The sequence below is a fragment of the Eggerthella timonensis genome, assembly GCF_900184265.1.
GTDB classification, from domain to species: domain Bacteria; phylum Actinomycetota; class Coriobacteriia; order Coriobacteriales; family Eggerthellaceae; genus Eggerthella; species Eggerthella timonensis.
The window spans coordinates 2,475,996-2,496,321 of record NZ_FXXA01000002.1 but is presented as its reverse complement, the minus strand read 5'-3'; the positions used below and the strand labels follow the sequence as shown (position 1 = coordinate 2,496,321).

The following is a 20,326-nucleotide window of genomic DNA, read 5'->3' as shown; positions in this document are numbered from 1 at the left end:
GTTGTCAAGCCCGCGAGCCCGACGAGCCGGCGAAGCCGCGACTCGTGGCAGGTTTTGCGAGATATTCGTCGTTTCCGCTTGCCGACGAAGGACGCGCGAGGGCGAAGCACCGGAGCGGATCGCCTATCCCCTGATCACAGGGATGTGCCGAAAGAAGCCGAGCGCCACGGCCGGGAATCGCGACGAATATCTCGCAAAACCTGCCACGAACCCCGTCACTCTATGTTTAACCACCATCGACATAGAGATCCTCCAGTCGTGGCCGTTTTCGACGTATACGTCGTTTGGAAGGGCTTCGCCCGAGCGCGCGCACCGACCATAGGAGAACGTTTTCCAAAGGGCCAGTTCAGCGGCTTGGTGCATTTTTCCGCGCCGCGAGATGGTTTGAACGGCGACGTATACCCGTCGAAAACGGCCGCGAAACGAGAATCCCTATGTTGAACCGCCGTCGACGTATGCCCGGCCGTACCGGGGCCGACGGGATCGAACCGCCCCTTCGTGCATGCCGCAGCCCGGCAAGGAGGGCTTGCGGCCGGCTTTCGCAGGCGCATGCAGTGGCCGGATGGGCGTGCGATACCGTATACTCTCAACGGACGGAAAACGACGGGCGCGAGAGCTAAGGGAGGCTTTCCATGGAGATCGCACGTTTGGTGCTGGGCGCATTGCTGCTGGTTGCTGCGGCGCTGTTGGCGGTGCAGCTGTACAACGGGCGCTGGCTGTTCCTGATCGCCAAGCCCGAGAAGACGAAGAAGGGCACGTTCTTCCCCGAGGGAACCGCCAACACGGGCAAACGGGCCTCGTGGGTCATGGTGGCCTGCTTCGCCGTCGTGGCCACGCTCATGGCCTTCGAGATGGGCAAGATGACCGGCGTGCCGGTGTTCGTGCAGGCCGCCACCGTCCTCAGCAACATCGCGCTCGTGGCCTTCTGCCTGAGCCTCGTGTGGACGCTGTTCGCCGGGCGCAAGGATCAGAACTACCAGGATCGGTTCAAGAAGGACGGCGTGCGCCTGCTCGTCCTGTTGCTGGGCGCCTGCGCCGTCATGACGGCCGTGTCGCTTCTGTTCGTCTGAGCGACGGGGCAGCCACGAATCGGCGACGCGCGGCCGCCGATCGGGTTGCGAACTCGACGAGACGGCTTCCCGCCCGCTATGCTGGTCGGCTCAGGCGAACGGCGCGGCGAAAGGGACGGGCATGCCGAAGGGAAGATTGGAAGCGTTCACCGACGCGATCATCGCCATCATCATGACGGTGCTCGTGCTCGAACTGCACGAGCCGACCGGCGGCGGTTTCGCCGCCCTGTTCGAGGAGTGGCACCGGCTGCTCATCTACCTGGTCAGCTTCCTCATGCTGGCCATCTATTGGAACAACCACCATCACCTGTTCCAAGCCGCGCGCAGCGTGAACGGCAAGGTGCTCTGGGCGAACAACTTCTTCATACTCAGCCTGTCGCTGTTCCCCTTCGTCACATCGTGGATGGGCGACTACTTCTCCGACCTTGCGCCCCAGGTGACGTTCGGCTTCATGGTAATGGCCGCCGACATAATGTTCTTCGTCGTGGCGCGCAATCTGCGGCAGGTGGAGGACGGCAACGACGCGGTGAGCGTCTACTTCAACCGGTACTGGAAATCGTGGGCGTCGGTGGGGGCGAACCTCGCGGCCATCGCGCTCGGCATCCTCGTGCGCCCCGAGCTCGTGTTCGTGGTGAATGCGCTCATGCTCGTGCTGTGGGTGGTGCCCGAGCGGCGCATCGAGCGCGCCGTGCGCTCGTAGGGCCTGTGCCGGGCGGCCGGAATCGGAACATGCGGCAACGGATTCCTTAAGCGCGCCTTAAGTATGCCGAAGCAGCGCGGCTGCGCGTCGCGAGCCTGGTAGCATGGGGCCTTCTCTCAACCAAGGACGAAGGGGGCTTCGATGGAGCAGGCGGTATCGACGGCGTACGAGGCGGCGACGGCGCTCGTTCCGCTCTTCGTCGCGTACGCGATCGTGCGAGAACGGGCGCGGCGCACGGGAACCCAGGCGAGCGCGTGCCTGCCGACGCTCGCGTTCGCGTTGTACCTTGCCGCGGTGCTGAGCGTCACGGGAGCCGGCACGCTCTACGATCTGCTGCGCATCCTCGACGGGCACGGGCCGGTGGCGAGCAGCGTGAGCCTCGTCCCTTTCGCCGACGCCGACGTCGTCGGGTGCGCGTTGAACGCCGTGCTGTTCGTCCCGCTCGGCTTCCTGCTTCCGTTTGCGTTCCGTCCGCGCATGCGGGCATCGGGCGCGCTCGCGTTCGGGCTCGCGTTCTCGCTGGCAATCGAGCTGAGCCAGCTGCTGAACAACCGAACCACCGATGCGGACGACCTCGTCATGAACGCGCTGGGCGCCCTCGCCGGGTTCGCGCTGTTCAAGGCATGGAGCCTCCTGCGTCACGGCACGCCGGCGCCGCGGCGCGGCGCCTTCGCGCGCAGACCCGCGATGGCCGGCCTCGGCGAGCCGGCGCTATACCTGGCGGCGGCGTTCGCGGGCCGCTTCCTCCTGTTCAACGACCTGGGCGTATCGGAGCTGCTAGGCGCGCTCTGAGGTCGAGCGTCGGCGCCGAGGCGCACGTCACGGAAGCTGGTCGGTGGCCTCGTCGACGAGCGCGATGAGCTCCTGGCGCGCATGGACGTCGAGCTTCGCGTACACGTTGCGCGTATGGGTGCGCACGGTGTTCCACGACACCTGCAGGCGCTTGGCGGCCGTGCCGGCGTCGTAGCCCATGGCCAGGCAGCGCAGCACGTCCTTCTCGCGCGGCGAGAGGCCCGCCTGTTCGGCCAGCGCGTCGATGGCCAGCCCGAAGCGGCCCTTCTTGCCCGAAGGCGCCTCGTCGTCGGCGTGCGGGTCGGGAAGCTCGTCGCCCAGCAGGTCGTCGAGCGAGGCCTCCCCTGCCCCCTCGGGCTTGAACAGGCGGTCGAACTCCTTCTCCGAGAACAGCACGAACGCGCACGCAAGCACCGCGAACGCCAGCACGAGGTACAGCACGATGGAGTTCGACGTGACCGCTATCTGCGGGAACAGGTGCACGCCCGCCAGCCATCCGGCGCCCGACCCCGCCATGAACATCCCGTATCCGTAGCCGAACACGAGCACGGCCGAAATATGGCGCTGGTAGACCACGAACGCGAGGATGCACCACAGCACGAACTCGAAGATGGCCGAGAGGAAGGTGACGAGCGCGCTCCACCCGAGGTGCGTGACGCCCACGATGGGACAGAACGCGATGAGCGCCACGACGGCGGCCATGATGACCGAGTAGATCTTGCCGAAGTCGAAGCGCTCCCCCTCGACGCCGATGGCCGCCGCCGCGAACACGAGCGCCATGACCATGCGCAGCAGCATGACAAGGCGCGTGTTGTCGAGCGTGACGTCGACCGGCGACACCTCGACGAGCATCGAGCGCAGGGCCACCACCACGAACGAGAAGACGAACGTGACCGCGATGAGCTTCCAGAACGACCGCGGGAAGCGGGAGCTGCGGTCCTCGGGCGCGCCCTTCTCGCTTGGAGGCGCGATGAACGACAGCGCGGAAGCGGCTGCGGCGGCGAAGGGCATGCTCACGAAGGCGACGATGCCCGTGAGAGACGGCCCTCCCGCAACGGGCTGCCAGGCGGGCGAGCCGATGACGGTGAAGTAGATGAGCGCGATCACGACGTGCGAGAGCGCCGTGTACAGGATGGCCTTGCGAGGCGCGATGCCGCCGTACAGCTGCCCGCACTTGAGGCCGATCACGGATGTGCCGACGCCCGTGCATGCGCTGGCGATGTAGAAGACGACGTTCGTGACCTCGTCCGAGAGCACGGGCATGAGATAGTACGGCCCGATGAGGATGATGACGAGGCACCCGAGGGATGCCGCGGCCCCGCCGGCGAGCACCGCCTGCGGGCGGTCGATCAACCGGCGCACGCGCTGCCCCGCGCAGGCGGCCGCGAGCAGCGCGATGCCGAACGCGAGCGTCGAGACAATGTACATCGTGGAGATGTTCGCGCCGTTGACCTCGGTGTCCGAGAGCCAGGCGGTGCCGCTGTAGGCGATATAGGCCCATGCCAGCCAGATGCCGAGCGCAAGGTAGGGCACCGACGGGCACGCCTTGACGAGCTTTTCCGGAAACGCCTTCATGAAAGCAGTCGACTCCCCCTCCCCGAACGGACGACAGCTCGAGCCGCGCGCTCCTTTGCGAGCGTCAGACGGCGTCGCGCGCGCGACGCTCCCGCACGGCGCGGACGAGCCGCAGAACGATGTACGCCGCGAACACTGCCGAGTATACCGCAACGCTCGCCGTGGCGGCAATGCCGCCGTGCAGCGCCGAAGGCGCCAGCATCAGCAGGAGGTGCGCGTACACGAGCAGGAAGAACGGGTACGCCAGCCGTTGCACGTTCTTCCAGGTCTCGGTGCGCATGCGGCGCTTCACCGCGTTGAAGGACGTGACGCCCAGCACGAGGAGCAACGCCAACAGCACGACGGCCACGACGAACGATGCGACGACGTTCGCGTCCGTCCTCCCACCCGTGAGAAGACGCGGCAGGTAGGTGGCGCCGTACACCGCCATGTGTCCGAGCGAGAGGATCCATGCGACGATTGACAGCTCGGCGCGCACCGCCTTGAGCCACCGGCACGGTCGCGAACCCTGTGGGAGCACGCCGATGTACATCACGACGACGAACAGGGCGAGCGGCAGCAGGCATTTCTGGACGAGGACGAAGAACGCGCTCCACACATCGCGCGGCATGCCCCAAAACGTGCCGGCCAAGAACGCGACGTCCGCGAGCACGGCGGCCGCGTAGAACGCCATCGGGCAGGCCTTGAGGGGATTGCGCAGCGCGAAGCAAGCGACTATCGTGCATGCGAGCACGAGGGCGAACGTCATAGCCTTTCCAACTCCTCCGCCAAATCTTCGAGCACGCCGGCATCGAACAGGAAGAACCCCTTGGTCATCTTCAGGACGCCCCGGTAGAAGCGCGTCTTCACGAGGAGCAGCGCCGTCTCCTCGAAGTCGTCGAACCACGACAGCACGTGGTCGCGCAGCACGGCTTGCGAGCGGCACACCTGCTCCAGCGCCCCTTCGGCGTCGCCCGCCTCGAGCGCCTCGACGGCACGTCGGGCCAGGACGGCTTGGAGCTCGCAGATGTACGACAGGTGGTCGTCGGGGAAATCGAAGCCCGCGCCTTTCCGCACGCCGTTCTCGCGGTACAGGCGGTGCACTTCGTGGTAGGACTCCTGGAACAGCAGCCCCTCCTCGCTCGTGAACACCGACTCGTAGGGCGTGGCGTAGCGCCCCTTCCACGACGACGTGCCGGCGAACGCGCCGGTGAAGTCCACCGCCAGCTCCTGGCGCGTGCCGGAATGGCGCTTGGCCACCGCGCGCTCCATGTCGTGCAGCCCTTCGGCCACCAGCTCGCTCGTGTCGGCGAACGCGCCGAGCCCCCCGTCAGCGATGCGGTCGATCTGCTCCTGCGTCAGCGGCTTGTAGTAGAGCGCCGCCACCGCGTCGTAGAAGGCTGCGCGGCCCTCGAGCGCCGAGGCGATGCCCGGGACGCTGCTCGTTTCCGTCATCATCGTTCCCCTTTCTCTGCTATCCCTGCGTGGAGCGCGCGAATGTCCCGGCAGGCCTCGGGAGGGAGGTCGGCCTGCCGGGACGGCGCGCGACGCGCGACGCGGCCTACGAAACGGCAACGCGTTCCGTCGTCGCGGGATCGTCCTGCCATGCTGCGGTCTTCGCGGACAAGATGTAGACGGTCGCCGGCTTCAAGCCGTGCGGGTCGTCGAGCTGGTGGCAGTTCTCGGCGCCCGCCGCCGCGACGGCCTTCGCCGCCGAGCTGTTCGCGTCGTCGAGGTCGCCGAAGTAGCGCGCGCCGCAGCAGCAGTTGTGCACGCAGGCCGGCTCCCAGGTCTCGTTCTCATGGCGCTGGAAGCACAGCGTGCACTTCTCCACCACGTTCGTGTTTGGGTTGAGCTGGCGCACGTTGTACGGGCAACCCGTCAGGCACGACTCGCACCCGATGCACTCCTCGGCGTTCACGAGCACCACGCCCGTGGCCTCGTCGCGGTACGACGCGCCCGTCGGGCACACCTCGATGCACCCGGGGTTCTCGCATTGCTGGCATTGCAGGGGCAGCCAGTACTGCTCGATGTCCGGGAAGGTCCCCGTGGGGCCCACGGCGTGCACGCGGTTGTAGTACACGCCCAGGTCCACGTCGTTCTCAAGCTTGCAGGCCGCGATGCAGCTGTCGCACCCGCTGCAGCGGTCGAGGTCGATAACCAGGCAGTTTCTCATCAGAACACATCCTTCGTCTGAGCTTCGGACAGCATCTCCTCAGTCGGCAGGAACGGGGCGAACTCACCGGGCTCCACCCACACGTTCGCGGGCTTTTCCGACTTCTCGATGCTCACCGTGAAGCCGCGGTTGGTGTAGGAGCCGTATACCTCGTTGAACGGGGCGTCGTTCTTCGTCAGCACGTTGACGTTGCACTCGCGCCACCCGGCCGTCGGGTTGGATTGGGACTCGTCGTAGCACTCGGGGTTCCAGAAACGCTCCATCCACACGCACTTGGGATGCACGCCTTCGGTGAGGTAGGCGCGCGCGTGCACCTCGCCGCGGCGGCTCGACACCTTCACCCAGTCCAGGTGCTCGATGCCCAGCTCCTCGGCGCTGGCCGGGTTGATGCGGATCTCGGCGGTCGGGAACAGTTCGCGGGAGAGCGCGGCGTGGCGCATGGTGCCGTGGTGGAAGTACGGCACGCGGCCCGACGTGAGCACGAAAGGATACTGCTCGTCTGCGAGCGGGCTTTCCGCCGGCTCGATGTAGGAGCAGATGGGGCTGTAGTCCTCGCAGGGCTCCTGCGGCTCCGGGTAGCAGAACGGGTAGCCCGTGCGCGCCAGCTTGAGCAGGATCTGGCAGTACACTTCGATCTTGCGGCTCTCGGTGCCGAAGCCCGCTGGCAGCCCGTCGTCCACCACCGTCTCGTGCTGGTTGTACTGGAAGTACTCCTCGGCCGGCGTGACGAAGGGCACGTACTTGTCGGTGTCCTTGACCAGCTCGTCCCAGCTGGGAGCGTGCAGCGTCTCGGCGACGGAGGCCTTGACCTCCTCCTCGGTCGCGCTGCCCAGGTAGCCGGGTTTGAGGCCGGGCAGCTCGCCGCCCATCTTCTCGGCGCATTTCGCCACCACCTGAGCGGCGGGGATGGAATGCGAGACCGTCTCGCCGATGTGCACGCACTCGTTCTGCAGCCACTGCGTGTTGAGCTGGGTCATGTTCACCATGGGCTCTTCAAGCCACTCGCGCACAGGGAACACGAGGTCGGCGGCCTCGATATGGAACGAGGTGAGCATGGGGTACTGGCCGATGATGTAGTCCACTTCGGGGAACACCTCGTACCACGATTTCGCGTTGCCCAGCATGGCAAGCTTGTTGCCCGACATGTCGAACCATACGCGCGGCTTGTACGGCTCGCCCGTGGCGATGGCCTCGCGCACCGTGGGGATATGGCTGTGGCACCAGGCGTACAGGCCCTTGTGGTCCTTCATGCCCAGGCGGTCGACGAGCAGCTGGTTCGCCAGCTTCTGCTGCGGGTTCTCCTCCCCCAGCTTCTTGGCGCGCGCCTCGTTCTCGGCGTCGCTCATGCCCACGACCGCGCCGATGCCGTACATGTCGGAGAACATGCCGTCGAATCCGTTGTTGTACGTGACCGGGCGCTTCACAGGCTGCGCGCCCGCTGCGCCGTACTGCGTCATCGTGCAGCCGGGCTTGTTGACGTAGCCCATGATGGCGTCGAGGCCCATGCAGCCGAGCGGCACCTGGCTGGCCGACTCGGTCATGTCGGACGCCACGCCGTTGGCGATGCCGGCCACCTTCGCATCGGTGTAGATCTTGATGGCCTCCTCGATCTTGGCGGCGTCGAGCCAGCAGTTCTCGGCGGTGCGCTCGAGGGTCCAGGGGTCGGCTTCCTCCTTGTAGATCTGGCCGGCCGTCTTGTACGTTTTGCCCTCGAAATCCCCCGTCCAGAAGATCTCGGGGTCGACCGCCGCGTCAGCGGGCGCAGAGAACTCGAAGGGCGCCACCGCGTTCGTCTTGAGATCGAAGCACACGTAGGCCGGGGTGTTCTCGGGCGTGGTCTGCTCGAAGTCCGGGAACAACTCCTGCGCCTTCACCGGCAGCTTCGTATCCGGGTCGATGAGGAAGGGCAGGTTCGTCCAGTACTTGGTGAATTCCTCGTCGTAGAGCTTGTTCTCGAAGATGTAGCGGAACCAGCACAGCAAGAGGCCCGTGTCGGTGGCCGGGCGCACCGGCAGCCACACGTCGGCCTTCACGGCATCGGGCGAGAAGTTGGGATCGACGACGATGGTCTTCACCCCCTTGGCGCGCAGCTCGGCCATGCCGCGGCCCGATTCGGCCGTCTGGCTGACGGAAGGCTGGGCGCCCCACAGCACCACGACCTCGGCCTTGTTGTCGTCGCCCGTGCGGAAGATCTCCTGCACGGCGTTGTCCGCGATGGACTGGTCGTTGCCGCCGTAGAACAGCTTCGACAGGCTCCAGCGCGGCAGGTAGCATTGGGCGCAGCCCGGCTCGAACACCGTAGGCGATCCGAACGCCATCGGCAGCGTCATAGCCTCCATGAACGAGTACGAGCCGCCGCCTCCGACGCTGGCGAAAAAGGCATAGGGGCCGTACTTGTCGATGGCGTCGCAGATGTGCGTGGCCGCCTCCTCGACGGCCTCGTCCCAGCTGATGACCTCCCATTTGTTCTCGCCGCGCTCGCCCGCCCGCCTGAGCGGGTGCAGCACGCGCCGCGGGCTGTACATGGTGTGCAGCTGGTTGAGCCCTTTGATGCAGAGGCTGCCGCGGCTCACCGGCGCGTCGGGGTCGCCTTCCAGCCTCACGACGACGCCGTCCTTCAGATACGCGACGGCCGGGCACATCTGGATGCAGCCGTGGCAGGACGTCTTCATCCTCACGAGCTCTTCTTGCGCGCCACCCGCAGAGCCGCCCTCTTCCTTCGGGGCCTCCTGCATGCAGCCGGCCATCGAGACGCCGAATGCCGCCGTCGCGCCCGCGAGCGCGGACGCCTTGACGAAGCTTCGGCGCGTCAACGTGGTTTCAGCCATGTTCTCTCCCTTTCTCCTCCTGTAACGGTTCTACTCGCTTGCCTTCAGTTCCTGCAGAAACGATTCCCCCTCCTCCGTCAAGCACCACCCCTCATTCCAGACCAGAGCGCCGGAGCGCTCGAGCTTGTCCACGAACACGCTGGGCTGCATGGTGCGCCGCACGCCGTCCACGACGGTTTCCAGCACCGGCCGGTCGCGCAAGAGTTCCTCGACGTCGCGGTAGGAACGCGGCTGCGCGCGCACGAACTCGAGCAGCTCGACGTACGCTTCGGCGCGCTCGGGGGCCAGCTGGAGCAGTTCCACGAGCCGAGCGCGCGGGCGATGCAGCTCCACGAAGCGCCGGCCCGTCTCGGTGACGCGGTACGACACGGTTGCCACGAGGTCGTCGATCGCGTCTTCGTCGAGGCCCTCTTTGTCGTGCGGCGCGACGATTGCGCCGCTCTCGTCGCGTTCGATGCGCTCGAGCCCGCCCGCGCGCACGAGGTGCTCGGCGAGTCGGTACTGGTTCTGGGTCGCGGTTTTGAACGAGGGCCAAGAAGCGATCTCGCGTTCGAGATCGTCCAACGCGCGCTCCTCGCCGCAGAACGCGAGCATGCGGTACAGCACCTCGCGGTTGAGCGGATGGCGGGTGACCGTGTCCTCGAGCACGTCCAGCCCTTTAGCCGCGCCTTGATCGTCGATTTCTGTTTCGTCTTGCATGGCGGTTATGCACCTCCCCCTTCGCTGCATTCCTCCGATGGCATCACTGTAGGCAGTGAGAGGCGGCAGGACTATCCGCACTCTGGATGAAACGGGAGAAAAACCTGATGGAAAACCTCACGCATTTTGCGTGAGTGAGGGGGTTTCGACCGGAGAGGCGCTGATTCAGCGAGAGAGTGACGGCGTCGAGGGCGGTTTGACAGCAGAAACGCTCCTATATGTTGCAGAATCGGAGTTTTGGCAGAAGACCTGCGCCCTTTTGCGGCGGGGTGAATCCGCGACCAGGCCTTTCGTCGACGGGCTTCTCGTCGAACGGCACTCGAACCCCTGAGAGATGAGGAATATTTGCCAAAAACCCGATTTTGCCACACATAGCCATGGATCAGCGAGCCATGTGGGCGCGAAAGGTCAGCCCTGACAATATTGCTCGCGACTAACTCGAGTGCTGCGAACCGGAGCGCCTTGCGACCTGGACACATGCTGAATGCCTTTTCCGAAACCAGGCGCGACGACGAGAAATACCGCCTGGAATTGTCATGGCCGCCCTTTCGCGCCCCTCCAGCTGCCGACGCCCCCTCTTCGTCCTTTCCTCGCGCAGTGCCGCAGGAGTATACTGCGGGCAGGGTCGACCGAAGGGAGAGCGCCATGGATGAGCATGCGAAGCTGATCGCCGGATGCGTCGTCTTCATCCCCTTGATCGCGTTTCTGCTGCTGAGTGCCGGGAAGCTTTGGCGCGGGAAATGGCTCGGCCTTTCGGATATCGCTCACAACCCCTACGAAGGCCGACCGGCGAGCGCGCTTCAACGACGTCGGGGAAGGCGTGCGGCCCTCGTGAACCTGGTGTGGGCGGTTGCATGCGCCGGCATCCTCGGCATTTCGGCCTTCGGTGCGACGGGCGGCTTTGATGCGAGCGTCGGCGTGGTTTCGGGCGTTGCGATCCCGATCGCGCTTATGGCCGGATGCGCCTGGATCAGCGTCGGCTCGCGACGCGACGGCAAGGCCATCGCGGAGGCGGCCGCCGGCACGGGACCGGAGCTTACCGCAGAATATGAGCTCGGCACTCAGGGCGTCGCCCTTCTCGTCATCATCATGCTCGCGGTGCTGGCCGTCGAGGTCGCAAGCTCCCTCATCGCCTCCTGGTAGGCCTACCTCCAGCGCACCTGCACAAGGTCGTCGAAGGCTGCGGGCAGCGCGGTGGGGTCGAACGTCGCCAACAGCTGCTCGGGCGTGGCGGGATCGCACGTGGGAGCGAGTCCGGTGATGCCGGCGATGTGCCCGATGACGCCTGCGGGCGTCTTGAAGCGCTCGAGCAGCGCGTCGAGCGCGGCGTCGCGATCGCGCTTCGAGAGGCGCCGGTCGCGCTCGGCGACGAGCAGGGGGATATGCGCATAGGTCGGATGCGGCAGGCCGAGCAGCCCTTGAAGGTAGAGCTGCTGCGGCGTCGAGCACAAAAGGTCCACGCCGCGCACCACCGACGTGACGCCCTGTGCCGCGTCGTCTACGACGACGGCCAGCTGGTAGGCGAAGGCGCCGTCCGAGCGCCGCACGAGGAAGTCGCCGCAGTCGGAAGCGAGGTTCTGCTCGTAAGGCCCCTGCACCTGGTCGATGAAGGCGATGCGCTCGTCGGGCACGAGCAGGCGCTGCGCGGGCGTGCGCTCTCGTGCGCGGGCCTCCCGTTCCTCGTCGCCGAGGCTGCGGCAGGTGCCCGGATACACCGGCTTCTCGCCGCGGTGCGGCGCCGAGGCCGCATGCAGGTCGGCGCGCGTGCAGAAGCAGGGGTAGACGAGGTCGCGGGCGCGCAGCTCGTCGAAGGCCGCGCGATAGGCTTCCGTGCGGTCGTGCTGGAAGTAAGGCCCCTCGTCCCAGAAAAGCCCGAGCGCCTCGAAGTCGCGCTGCGCCGCGTCGACGTAGGCGGGCTTCGATCGCTCGGCGTCGAGGTCCTCGATGCGCAGCACGATCTTTCCGCCCTGCGACTTCGCCACGAGCCACGCCGTGAGCGCCGCGAACACGTTGCCCGCGTGCATCCGCCCCGTCGGAGACGGCGCGAACCGGCCGACCACAGGGCCTTGGGCCGGGGCCTCCTCGGAGGGCGCCATGCTCAAACAGTCCTCGCTTTGGCGGACGGTCCGCTGGACCGTCCACGTCGCTGCGGGTCTGCGCGTGACGCCCTCCGAGGAGGCCCCGGCCGCACGGCAGACGTCATCCGGTTCTTCGCACAAGCCCTTCTCGTACATCGCGACCTTCTCCTTCGAGGGATATTGCAACACGTTTGCGAACCGGCGGCATCGAGCGCCTTCGCAGGTCGAGCGCTCGAACGTGCGGAAGGGTTTCAACGCGGGGTGCCCTGGCACGGGGCACCGCGCAGTTCCGCACGAGCCGGACGCCCCGCTGGGGCGTCCGTGCGAGCTCAGGACCGTTTGAGCATGGCGCCCCGTGCCGGGGAGCCATTCCCGTGCAGGCCCAGTTACTTCCGCAGATCCTCGACGTGCTTGGTCTTGCCGAGCGAGCGCTCGATGCCGCCGGGCTCGACGAGCTTCACGCGCACGCCCACGAGCAGCACGCCCTTGAGCTTCTCCTCGATGGAGCGGCGCAGGTTCTCCATGTCCTCGAACGAGTCCGAGAACGCCTCGGGCTTGAGCTCCACGTGCACGGTCATGCGGTCGAGGCCGCCCACGCTCTCCACGACGATGCGGTAGTGCGGCGTGACGCCGTCGATGCCGGCCAGCACGTCTTCCACCTGGGAGGGGAACACGTTCGTGCCGCGGATGATGAGCATGTCGTCGGAGCGTGCGCGCACCTTCTGCATGCGTGCCGTGGTTCGCCCGCAGGCGCAGGGCTCGACGACCACGCGGGTCAGGTCGTGCGTGCGGTAGCGCAGCACGGGGATGGCCTGCTTCCCGAGCGGCGTGAGCACGAGCTCGCCCATCTCCCCGTCGGGCACTGGCTCGCCCGTCTCAGGGTCGACGACCTCCCACAGGAAGTGGTCCTCGGCCAAGTGCTGCATGTCGCGCGAGGCGAGGCACTCCCCCGACACGCCCGGGCCCATGACCTCGGTGAGGCCGTAGTTGTCGGTGCACACGATGTGCATGCGGCTCTCGATCTCGGCCTTGAGGCCCGGCGGGCACGGCTCGCCGCCGAACAGCCCCACGCGCAGCGGCGACTTCGCCCAGTCGTAGCCCATGCGCTCCCCTACCTCGCACACGTGCAGCGCGTAGGAAGGCGTTGCAACGAGGACGGTGGTGCCGTAGTCCTCGATCATGGCGATGTGGCGCTCGGTGTTGCCCGAGCCGGCGGGGATCATCATGCAGCCGAGCTTCTGCAGCCCGTAGTGCAGGCCGAAGCCGCCCGTGAACATGCCGTAGCCGAACGCCATCTGCGCGCGGTCGCCCGGCACGACGCCGGCCATCTGAACGAGGCGCATGATGCAGTCGGCCCACATGGCCATATCGCTTTCGTTGTAGCCCACCACGATGGGCTTGCCCGTGGTGCCCGAGGACGCGTGCAGCTCCACCACCTCGTCGAGCGGCACGGCGAACAGGCCGTACGGGAACGTGTCGCGCAGCGCGGACTTGTCCGTGAACGGGAGCTTGCGCACGTCGTCGAGCGTCTTGATGTCGGCAGGCGCCACGCCGAGGGCGTCCATGCGCGCGCGGTACCACGGGACGCGCTCGTAGATCCAGGCCACCTGCGCGATCAGCTTTTCCAGCTGGATGGCGCGGATGCGCTCGCGCGAGGCGCACTCGACGGCGGGGTTGTGGATGGGCAGGTCGGAGAAGTCGCCCGCCGCGGCGGCGGCCAGCGCCGCGCCCTTCACGGTCATGTCGGCCACGCAGCTCACCGGCCTTCCGGCGCGATGGGCCGCGCAAGGTCGTCCTGCCCGATGAGCTCGACGGGCTCGCCCGCCAGCAGCTCCTCGGCGCGCGCGAGCTCGTCTGTGGCCAGCGCGATGTAGGTGGAGATGAGCGAATAGCTGTACGTCACGTTGATGCCGCAATCGGCCATGACGCCCATGACGCGGGCGAGCTCACCCGGCTCGTCGTCGAGGCGGGCGCACAGCACGTCGGTCTGCGTGGCCGCCGCGCCCATGTCCTGCAGCACGGCGAGCGCCTTGTCGGGCGCGTCCACGATGAAGCGCACGATGCCGTAGTCGCCCGTGTCCGAGGCGCTGTAGCCGCGCACGCTGACGTGCGCCTCCTCGAACGCGTCGAGCACGCGGCGCAGATGACCGGGACGGCTTTCCAAAAACACGCTGATCTGCTGCACGCTCATGGCTTTACATCCCCTCCCCGGCCCCGTCGCAGCGCGATGCCCCGTCGCGCGCGAAGTCGAGGCCCGCGCGGAACGCGGCCAGGTTCGCGTCGACGGTCTTGGGCGGCACGCGGCGCGCGATGACCCGCTCCCACGCATCCTCCGTGAAGTCGAGGCGCGTCGCGAGCGCGCCCAGCAGCACCACGTTCACCGACTTCGGCGCGCCAACCCCCACGGCGATGTCGCTTGCCGGAATGAGCGTGGCGCCCGCTGCGAGGAGCGTCTCGTGCGCGTGCTCGGGCATGGACGCGCGCCCGATGAGCACGGGCAGCGGCTGGATGGACTCGTCGGCCACGAGCAGGTAGCCCCCCTCGCGCACGTTGGGGAGGTTGCGCAGGGCCTCGGTGGTCTCGAAGGAGACCACGCAGTCGGCGCAGCCCTCGTCGGACACCATGGACAGCACGCCCTCGCGCCCGAAGCGCACGACGGTGGTCACCGCGCCGCCGCGCTGCGACATGCCGTGGATCTCGGATACCTTCGCGTCGTAGCCCGACTCCAGCGCCGCGTGCGCCAGGAGGTCGGCCGCCAGGATGGTGCCCTGGCCGCCCACGCCGCACAAGAGGACGGTGACGGTATCGTTCGAGGTCATCATGCCTGGCTCCCTTCGTTTGCCGAGATAGCGGGTTCGGGTTGCGCGATGGCCCGATAAGCGCAGTACTGCGCGCACTGGCCGCACCCGATGCACTGCGCGGCGTCGATGAGCGCGTGGTCGTTAGCCGGGTCCTTCGCGATGGCCGGGCAGCCCAGCGTCGAGCACACGCCGCAGGCCGTGCAGGCCTCGCCCACCGCGTACGCAGGCTCCCGATGCCGGTCGATGAGCACGCACGGGCTGCGGAACACGAGCACGGACAGCTCGCCCGTGGCCACGGCCTCCTTGAGCGCGCGGCGCACGGCCAACGCATCGTTCGGGTCGATGGTGCGCACGTCCTCGACGCCGATGGCGCGCACGACGCCCTCGAGGTCGAGCTCGCGCGAGGGGCGCTTCTGCAGCGTCTCGCCGTTGAAGGGGTTGCCCTGGCGGCCCGTCATGGCGGTGGTGCGGTTGTCGAGCACGCAGATGGTGCCGCCGCCTCGGTTGTACACGGTGGAGATCAGCGCCGAGAGGCCCGAGTGCGCGAACGTCGAGTCGCCGATGACGCCCACGACGGGGCGGTGGTCGGTTCCCGCCCAGGCCAGCTCGAAGCCGTGCGACATCGAGACCGACGCGCCCATGTCGATGGTGGTGTCCATGGCGGACAGCGGCGGCAGCGCGCCCAGCGTGTAGCAGCCGATGTCGCCCGTGACGACGGCCTTCATGCGAGACAGCTCCTTGAACACGAGGCGGTGCGGGCATCCGGCGCACAGCGCCGGCGGACGGCCGGGAAGGCCGGCGGGCAGCTGCTCGTGCGCGGGCTCGTCGCAGCCGAACGCCGCGCGGATGAGGCCGGGCGTCAGCTCGCCGTCGCGCGGCAGCGGACGGGCGAACGGCGCCACCTCGACGCCGAGCGCGCGCACGCTTTCGGCAAGGTACTCGGAAGCCTCCTCCACCACGTAGAGCGCCTCCACGCCGTCGGCGAAATCGCGCAGCGCAGCAGCCGGCAGTGGCCAGGTGAGGCCCAGCTTGAACACGGACGCGTCGGGCAGCGCCTCGCGCACGTGCTGGTAGACGGCGCCCGCGCACACCACGCCCACGGCGCTTCCGCGATGCAGCACCTCGTTGTAGGGGCATTCCTCGGCCCAGGCGCGCAGCGCGTCGATGCGCTCGAGCTGCACCTTGCGGCGCGGCTTCGCGAACGCGGGCATCATGACCCACTTCGCGGGGTCGCTCTCGTAGGGCTTGAGCGCCGCTTCGACGCGCTCGCCCGGCTCGACCGGCGTCTTCGTGTGCGACACGCGCACCGTGGAGCGGATGAACACCGGCACGTCGAAGCGCTCGGACAGCTGGTACGCCTCGCGGGTGAAGCGCAGCGCCTCGGCGGAGTCGGCGGGGTCGAGCATGGGGATGTGCGCCGCGCGGGCGTACCAGTGGGAATCCTGCTCGTTCTGCGACGAGTACATGCCCGGATCGTCGGCGGCGAGCACCACGAGGCCTCCCCCGACGCCCGAATACGCGGCGGTGAACAGCGGATCGGCGGCCACGTTCACGCCGACGTGCTTCATCGTGGTCAGCACGCGCGCGCCGGCGGCCGACGCCCCGATGCCCACTTCCACGGCCACCTTCTCGTTGACGGCCCATTCGGCGTACACGCCGTCCTTCTTCGCGAACGCCTCGAGCGTCTCCGTCGACGGCGTGCCGGGATAGGCCACGCCGATGCGCGCGCCGGCCTCCCATGCCCCCTGGGCTATTGCCTCGTTGCCTGACATCAATTCCATGAGCGAACCCTTCCGTGTAATGACCCACGTCGGAATTATACGGCAACGTGCGCCGCCCGCCCCGGTCAAACCATCGAAACCGAGCCGAACGGCGCACGTTGAGCGAGAATGACGAGCGCTCCGAAACGCATCATCGCCCCGAAAACACGCAAAACGGCCTCCAAGCGTGTTTTCGGGGCGATGATGCACCCGTATCCGGCCGTATGTCCCCAATGGGGTCAGACCCCATTGGGGACATACGGCGCTACTCTTCCTTGTAGACGAGGCAGAAGGCGCCGATCTGGATGACGTCGCCCGAAACGAGGCGGCGCGCCTCCACGCTGTCGTTGTTCACCCACACGCCGTTGAACGAATTGGCGTCGCGGATGACGTAGCCGCCGTCTGCGGGTTCCACCGCGGCATGCTCGCGCGACACGGTCATGTCGTTGAGGAACAGGTCGCACTGCGGGCTCCGGCCGATGGTGAGCGGCTGGTCGCCCAGCTGGTAGGTCACGCCGGTCTGCGGCCCGCGCACCACGTGGAGCGCGGCGGCTGCCTGGGGGGCCGCCGCGACGGGAAGCGCGTCGTCGCCGAACGACAGCGGCTCGAAGCGCTGGGTCGAGCCGAGCAGCTTGAACCCGCAATGCGGGCAGGCGGCAGCCTGCGAGTCGATGGGGTTGTTGCATACTGGGCACATGCTCATGGCGTATCCTCTCTGAGGTCCGGCGTTACGCGGCGGACGCGGTCTTGTCGATGACGAGCGGCGTTTCGTTGAGCGTGACGGACTGCGCCTCCTGCTGGCCGCCCGAGAAGCTGCGGAACAGGCGGTCCCACCACACGCCGACGCCCTCGAAGAAGTCGGGCGCGTCCAGGTCCTCGCACGCTACGAGGTCCATCGTCGCGATGGTGGCGTTGCGTTGCTTGAAGGTGATTGTGCCCACCTTGTCGCCTTCCTTCACGTTGCCCGTCAGCTCGTCGAACTCGAGCGACTGGCTCACGTTGCCGTTCAGGTCGAAGATGGTGACGGCTGCGGCGGGATCGCGCAGCGTCGCCTTCACCGTGGCGTCGATCCACCCGGCGTGCGCCACCTCGGCCACCACCGGCACCTCCGCGCCGTTCATCGTGGCGGTTTCGGGGCTGTTCGCCAGCTGGTAGGAGATCTCGTGCTGGTACACCCACTCGCACAGGTTCTCGGCATCCTGGAAGCGCTGCGCCTCCGAGGACGAGTTGATGACGATGGCGTACAGCTCGCGTCCGTCCTTGTTGGCGGCGCCCGCGAACGACGGGCCGGCCAGCAGCGTGACGCCGGTCTTCACGCCCACGGCGTACTCGTAGATGTCGAAGAAGCCGTCGGTGGTCTCGAGGTAGATGTCGGCTTTCGTGCCGTCGGCGCGCGTCACCTGGATGTCGGTGCTGCCGCCGCCCACGGCCGCGCGGAACGTGTCGTTGGTCATGGCGTACTGCACCACTTTGGCCACGTCGGCGGCCGTGCTGTGCAGGTTGCCCTCGTAGGCGTCGAAATCGAGGCCGTGGGGGTTCTCGTACACCGTGTCGGTGCAGCCGAGCTCCTGCGCCTTGGCGTTCATCGCATCCACGAACACGGCTTCCGGATCGGCCGCGCCCGGCTCCATGAGGGCCCCGACGGTCTCGGCGATGGCCACGGCGGCGTCGTTGCCCGAAGGCACGAGCAGCGCCTTGAGCGCCGCGTCGAGATCCATGACGTCGCCCTCCTGCAGGCCCGCCGACGATTCGCCCACGGCCGCCGCGGCGGCGGACACCGTGATGGGGGAATCGAGCGTCACGAGCCCGCTGGCCACAGCATCGAGGGCGACCACGCCGGTCATGATCTTCGTGATGGAGGCGATCTGCGTGGGGCTCTGGGCGTTGCGCTCGAAGTACACGGTGCCGTCGGCGCCCATCACGATGGCGTACTCGGCGTCGATGTTGGGGCACTGCGCCACGGCCAGGCCGCGCGCGTCGACGGTCTGGCCGTAGACGACGTCGGCCTTGCGCACGTCGGCGAAGGCGAGCGTGGGCACGGCCGCGCTCGAGAACGCGAGCGCGCACGCGAGCATGCACGCCAGAAAGCGCGCATGCCCGATGGATGCGAGGTGCTTGAAGGTGTTAGTCAATGCGGTAGATATCCTCCGGTCGGACCGGTTCGAAACCGGCTTCGGTCAGCTTCTGCTCCAGATCGTCCGAGCCGTCGACCTTGAGAACGTCGACGGCGAAGTCCTCGTTCACCGAGAAGCAGTAGCCGTACTCGACGTTCGCGTCCTGCTCGTCCATGAACTCGAGGAGCGTGGCCAGGCCGCCCGGCACGTTGGGCACGCGCACGCCGAGCACCGAGGTGACGGTGGCACGGTAGCCCTGCTCGCGCAGCGCTTCGGCCGCGGCCTCGGGCGTGTCGGTCAGCATGCGCACGACGCCGAAGTCCGCCGTGTCGGCGAGGTTGAGCGCGTGCATGTTGATGCCCGCGTCGGAGACGGCGCGGCAGGCGGCCGCGAGGCGGCCCTTCTCGTTCTCGAGGAAAACGGTCAGCTGCGAAATCATGCCTTCTTCCCTTCTCTGAGGTCGATGATGCGCTTCGCCTTGCCCTCGCTGCGCTCGATGGTCTTCGGCTCCACGATCTTGATGTCGACGGCGATCTGCAGGTTGCTCTTGAGCTCGGACGCCAGGCGGCGCTTGAGGTCCTCGAGCTTGCGGATCTCGTCGAACGGGAATTCGGGAACGGTCTCCACGTCGAGCTCGACGTGGTCGAGCGGGCCCTTCGAGGTGAGGATGATCTGGTACTGCGCCGCGATCTCGGGGAAGCTGACGATGACCTGCTCGATCTGGGACGGGAACACGTTCACGCCGCGCAGGATGAGCATGTCGTCGGTGCGGCCCACGATGCGGTCGATCTTGCGGTGGGTGCGACCGCAGCCGCACGCCTCGGGGATGATGCGCGTGACGTCGCGGGTGCGGTAGCGCACGAGCGGGCAGCACTCGCGCACGAGCGTGGTGAACACGAGCTCGCCGTAGGTGCCGTCGGGCACGGGCTGGAGCGTGTCGGGATCGACGATCTCGGCGTAGAACTGGTCCTCGGCCACGTGCAGGCCCCTCGATTCGGCGCATTCCATGGCCACGCCGGGGCCCATGACCTCGGACAGGCCGTACACGTCGCAGTACTGGATGCCGAGCTTCTTGCGGATATCCTCGCGCATGCTCTCGGAGGCGGGCTCGGCTCCGAAGATGCCGGCCGAGATCTTGAACTCGGTGGCGGGGTCGTAGCCCATCTCGATGGCCGTGTCGGCAATGAGCAGCGCGTAGGACGGCGTGCATGCGAGGATGTCGGTGCCGAGGTCCTTCATCATCTGGATCTGGCGCTTCGTGTTGCCCGACGAGGTGGGGATCACCGAGCAGCCCACGGCCTCGCCGCCGGCGTGCGCGCCCAAGCCGCCCGTGAACAGGCCGTAGCCGTAGGACACCTGGATGGTCGAGTTCTCGTTGCCGCCCACCATGTAGATGCCGCGCGCGAAGCAGTCGCCCCAGTTCGCCAGATCGTTCGCGGTGTGGCCCACCACGGTGGCCTGGCCCGTCGTCCCGGAGGACGCATGGATGCGCGCGACGTCCTTCTGCGGCACGGCGAACAGCCCGAACGGGTAGGCGTCGCGCATGTCCTGCTTCACGACGAACGGGAACTTCGCGAGATCGTCAAGCGTCTTGAGATCTCCCGGCTCGACGCCGGCGTCCTTGAACGACTGCTGGTAGAACGCCACGTTGTCGTAGGCGTGGGCCACGGTCTTCTTCATGCGCGCGAGCTGCAGGCCGCGCAGCTGCTCTACGGGCATGGTCTCGATGTCTGGCTGGTAGTACACCTGAGTAT

At 67.4% G+C, this 20,326-nt stretch carries 19 protein-coding genes; 4 read left to right on the top strand and 15 right to left on the bottom strand.

Features of this window, described 5'->3' with window-relative positions:
* Nucleotides 1–632 precede the first annotated feature (632 nt).
* From C1A15_RS10380 to C1A15_RS10370, 3 genes are all read left to right on the top strand, one after another.
* Complete coding sequence (locus C1A15_RS10380; RefSeq protein ID WP_101722497.1) at nt 633–1,070, top strand: lipocalin; 438 nt, start codon at nt 633–635, stop codon at nt 1,068–1,070.
* A 121-nt stretch (nt 1,071–1,191) separates the two neighbouring features.
* A complete protein-coding gene (locus C1A15_RS10375; protein WP_101722496.1) occupies nt 1,192–1,770 on the top strand; it encodes a TMEM175 family protein in 579 nt (192 codons plus the stop codon).
* A 141-nt stretch (nt 1,771–1,911) separates the two neighbouring features.
* A complete protein-coding gene (locus C1A15_RS10370; protein WP_101722495.1) occupies nt 1,912–2,562 on the top strand; it encodes a VanZ family protein in 651 nt (216 codons plus the stop codon).
* 27 nt (nt 2,563–2,589) lie between these two features.
* On the opposite strand, the gene C1A15_RS10365 is transcribed toward C1A15_RS10370, so the two are convergent.
* The 6 genes from C1A15_RS10365 to C1A15_RS10340 form a co-directional block, all read right to left on the bottom strand.
* Complete coding sequence (locus C1A15_RS10365) at nt 2,590–4,137, bottom strand: helix-turn-helix transcriptional regulator (RefSeq protein ID WP_101722494.1); 1,548 nt, start codon at nt 4,135–4,137, stop codon at nt 2,590–2,592.
* Nucleotides 4,138–4,201: 64 nt separating this feature from the next.
* Nucleotides 4,202–4,885: a ferric reductase-like transmembrane domain-containing protein gene (locus tag C1A15_RS10360; protein ID WP_101722493.1), complete on the bottom strand. Its 684-nt coding sequence runs from the start codon at nt 4,883–4,885 to the stop codon at nt 4,202–4,204.
* Nucleotides 4,882–5,574: a TorD/DmsD family molecular chaperone gene (locus tag C1A15_RS10355; protein WP_245864995.1), complete on the bottom strand. Its 693-nt coding sequence runs from the start codon at nt 5,572–5,574 to the stop codon at nt 4,882–4,884. Before C1A15_RS10355 ends, C1A15_RS10360 begins: the two co-directional genes overlap by 4 nt.
* Before the next feature lie 103 nt (nt 5,575–5,677).
* On the bottom strand, nt 5,678–6,292 hold the full coding sequence (locus C1A15_RS10350) for a 4Fe-4S dicluster domain-containing protein (RefSeq protein WP_101722492.1): 615 nt from the start codon (nt 6,290–6,292) through the stop codon (nt 5,678–5,680).
* A complete protein-coding gene (locus C1A15_RS10345) occupies nt 6,292–9,120 on the bottom strand; it encodes a molybdopterin-containing oxidoreductase family protein (RefSeq protein ID WP_101722491.1) in 2,829 nt (942 codons plus the stop codon). Before C1A15_RS10345 ends, C1A15_RS10350 begins: the two co-directional genes overlap by 1 nt.
* Before the next feature lie 30 nt (nt 9,121–9,150).
* Nucleotides 9,151–9,819, bottom strand: a complete 669-nt coding sequence (locus tag C1A15_RS10340; RefSeq protein WP_245864994.1) for a hypothetical protein — start codon at nt 9,817–9,819, stop codon at nt 9,151–9,153.
* A gap of 645 nt (nt 9,820–10,464) precedes the next feature.
* On the opposite strand from C1A15_RS10340, the gene C1A15_RS10330 reads away from it, so the two are divergent.
* Nucleotides 10,465–10,962 (top strand): hypothetical protein, encoded by a 498-nt coding sequence (locus C1A15_RS10330; RefSeq protein WP_101722489.1) that lies wholly within the window; start codon nt 10,465–10,467, stop codon nt 10,960–10,962.
* A 2-nt stretch (nt 10,963–10,964) separates the two neighbouring features.
* Here C1A15_RS10330 and gluQRS read toward each other — a convergent pair whose 3' ends face one another.
* The 9 genes from gluQRS to C1A15_RS10285 all read right to left on the bottom strand — a co-directional run bounded on the left by gluQRS (nt 10,965) and on the right by C1A15_RS10285 (nt 20,318).
* Nucleotides 10,965–11,915, bottom strand: a complete 951-nt coding sequence (gluQRS, locus tag C1A15_RS10325; RefSeq protein WP_101723765.1) for a tRNA glutamyl-Q(34) synthetase GluQRS — start codon at nt 11,913–11,915, stop codon at nt 10,965–10,967.
* 368 nt (nt 11,916–12,283) lie between these two features.
* A complete protein-coding gene (locus C1A15_RS10320; RefSeq protein ID WP_245865089.1) occupies nt 12,284–13,639 on the bottom strand; it encodes a phenylacetate--CoA ligase family protein in 1,356 nt (451 codons plus the stop codon).
* A gap of 14 nt (nt 13,640–13,653) precedes the next feature.
* A complete protein-coding gene (locus C1A15_RS10315) occupies nt 13,654–14,088 on the bottom strand; it encodes an amino acid-binding protein (protein WP_101722487.1) in 435 nt (144 codons plus the stop codon).
* 4 nt (nt 14,089–14,092) lie between these two features.
* Complete coding sequence (locus C1A15_RS10310) at nt 14,093–14,719, bottom strand: indolepyruvate oxidoreductase subunit beta (RefSeq protein WP_101722486.1); 627 nt, start codon at nt 14,717–14,719, stop codon at nt 14,093–14,095.
* Entirely contained in the window at nt 14,716–16,479 is a 1,764-nt protein-coding gene (locus C1A15_RS10305) for a thiamine pyrophosphate-dependent enzyme (protein ID WP_101722485.1), read from the bottom strand. The genes C1A15_RS10310 and C1A15_RS10305 overlap by 4 nt, the downstream gene beginning before the upstream one ends.
* A gap of 244 nt (nt 16,480–16,723) precedes the next feature.
* Entirely contained in the window at nt 16,724–17,161 is a 438-nt protein-coding gene (locus C1A15_RS10300; RefSeq protein WP_101722484.1) for an FHA domain-containing protein, read from the bottom strand.
* Nucleotides 17,162–17,186: 25 nt separating this feature from the next.
* Nucleotides 17,187–18,590: a D-alanyl-D-alanine carboxypeptidase family protein gene (locus tag C1A15_RS10295; protein WP_101722483.1), complete on the bottom strand. Its 1,404-nt coding sequence runs from the start codon at nt 18,588–18,590 to the stop codon at nt 17,187–17,189.
* A complete protein-coding gene (locus C1A15_RS10290; RefSeq protein ID WP_101722482.1) occupies nt 18,583–19,011 on the bottom strand; it encodes an amino acid-binding protein in 429 nt (142 codons plus the stop codon). The genes C1A15_RS10295 and C1A15_RS10290 overlap by 8 nt, the downstream gene beginning before the upstream one ends.
* A complete protein-coding gene (locus C1A15_RS10285; protein ID WP_101722481.1) occupies nt 19,008–20,318 on the bottom strand; it encodes a phenylacetate--CoA ligase family protein in 1,311 nt (436 codons plus the stop codon). The genes C1A15_RS10290 and C1A15_RS10285 overlap by 4 nt, the downstream gene beginning before the upstream one ends.
* Between the last annotated feature and the right edge of the window lie 8 nt (nt 20,319–20,326).

Coding starts and splice junctions, on each gene's coding strand:
- C1A15_RS10370 (WP_101722495.1), top strand. CDS start 1,912: ATGGAGCAGGCGGTATCGACGGCGTACGAGGCGGCGACGGCGCTCGTT.
- C1A15_RS10375 (WP_101722496.1), top strand. CDS start 1,192: ATGCCGAAGGGAAGATTGGAAGCGTTCACCGACGCGATCATCGCCATC.
- C1A15_RS10320 (WP_245865089.1), bottom strand. CDS start 13,639: ATGACCGTGAAGGGCGCGGCGCTGGCCGCCGCCGCGGCGGGCGACTTC.
- C1A15_RS10345 (WP_101722491.1), bottom strand. CDS start 9,120: ATGGCTGAAACCACGTTGACGCGCCGAAGCTTCGTCAAGGCGTCCGCG.
- C1A15_RS10310 (WP_101722486.1), bottom strand. CDS start 14,719: ATGATGACCTCGAACGATACCGTCACCGTCCTCTTGTGCGGCGTGGGC.
- C1A15_RS10290 (WP_101722482.1), bottom strand. CDS start 19,011: ATGATTTCGCAGCTGACCGTTTTCCTCGAGAACGAGAAGGGCCGCCTC.
- C1A15_RS10330 (WP_101722489.1), top strand. CDS start 10,465: ATGGATGAGCATGCGAAGCTGATCGCCGGATGCGTCGTCTTCATCCCC.
- C1A15_RS10300 (WP_101722484.1), bottom strand. CDS start 17,161: ATGAGCATGTGCCCAGTATGCAACAACCCCATCGACTCGCAGGCTGCC.
- C1A15_RS10340 (WP_245864994.1), bottom strand. CDS start 9,819: ATGCAAGACGAAACAGAAATCGACGATCAAGGCGCGGCTAAAGGGCTG.
- C1A15_RS10360 (WP_101722493.1), bottom strand. CDS start 4,885: ATGACGTTCGCCCTCGTGCTCGCATGCACGATAGTCGCTTGCTTCGCG.
- C1A15_RS10355 (WP_245864995.1), bottom strand. CDS start 5,574: ATGATGACGGAAACGAGCAGCGTCCCGGGCATCGCCTCGGCGCTCGAG.
- C1A15_RS10315 (WP_101722487.1), bottom strand. CDS start 14,088: ATGAGCGTGCAGCAGATCAGCGTGTTTTTGGAAAGCCGTCCCGGTCAT.
- C1A15_RS10380 (WP_101722497.1), top strand. CDS start 633: ATGGAGATCGCACGTTTGGTGCTGGGCGCATTGCTGCTGGTTGCTGCG.
- C1A15_RS10365 (WP_101722494.1), bottom strand. CDS start 4,137: ATGAAGGCGTTTCCGGAAAAGCTCGTCAAGGCGTGCCCGTCGGTGCCC.
- gluQRS (WP_101723765.1), bottom strand. CDS start 11,915: ATGGCGCCCTCCGAGGAGGCCCCGGCCCAAGGCCCTGTGGTCGGCCGG.
- C1A15_RS10305 (WP_101722485.1), bottom strand. CDS start 16,479: ATGGAATTGATGTCAGGCAACGAGGCAATAGCCCAGGGGGCATGGGAG.
- C1A15_RS10350 (WP_101722492.1), bottom strand. CDS start 6,292: ATGAGAAACTGCCTGGTTATCGACCTCGACCGCTGCAGCGGGTGCGAC.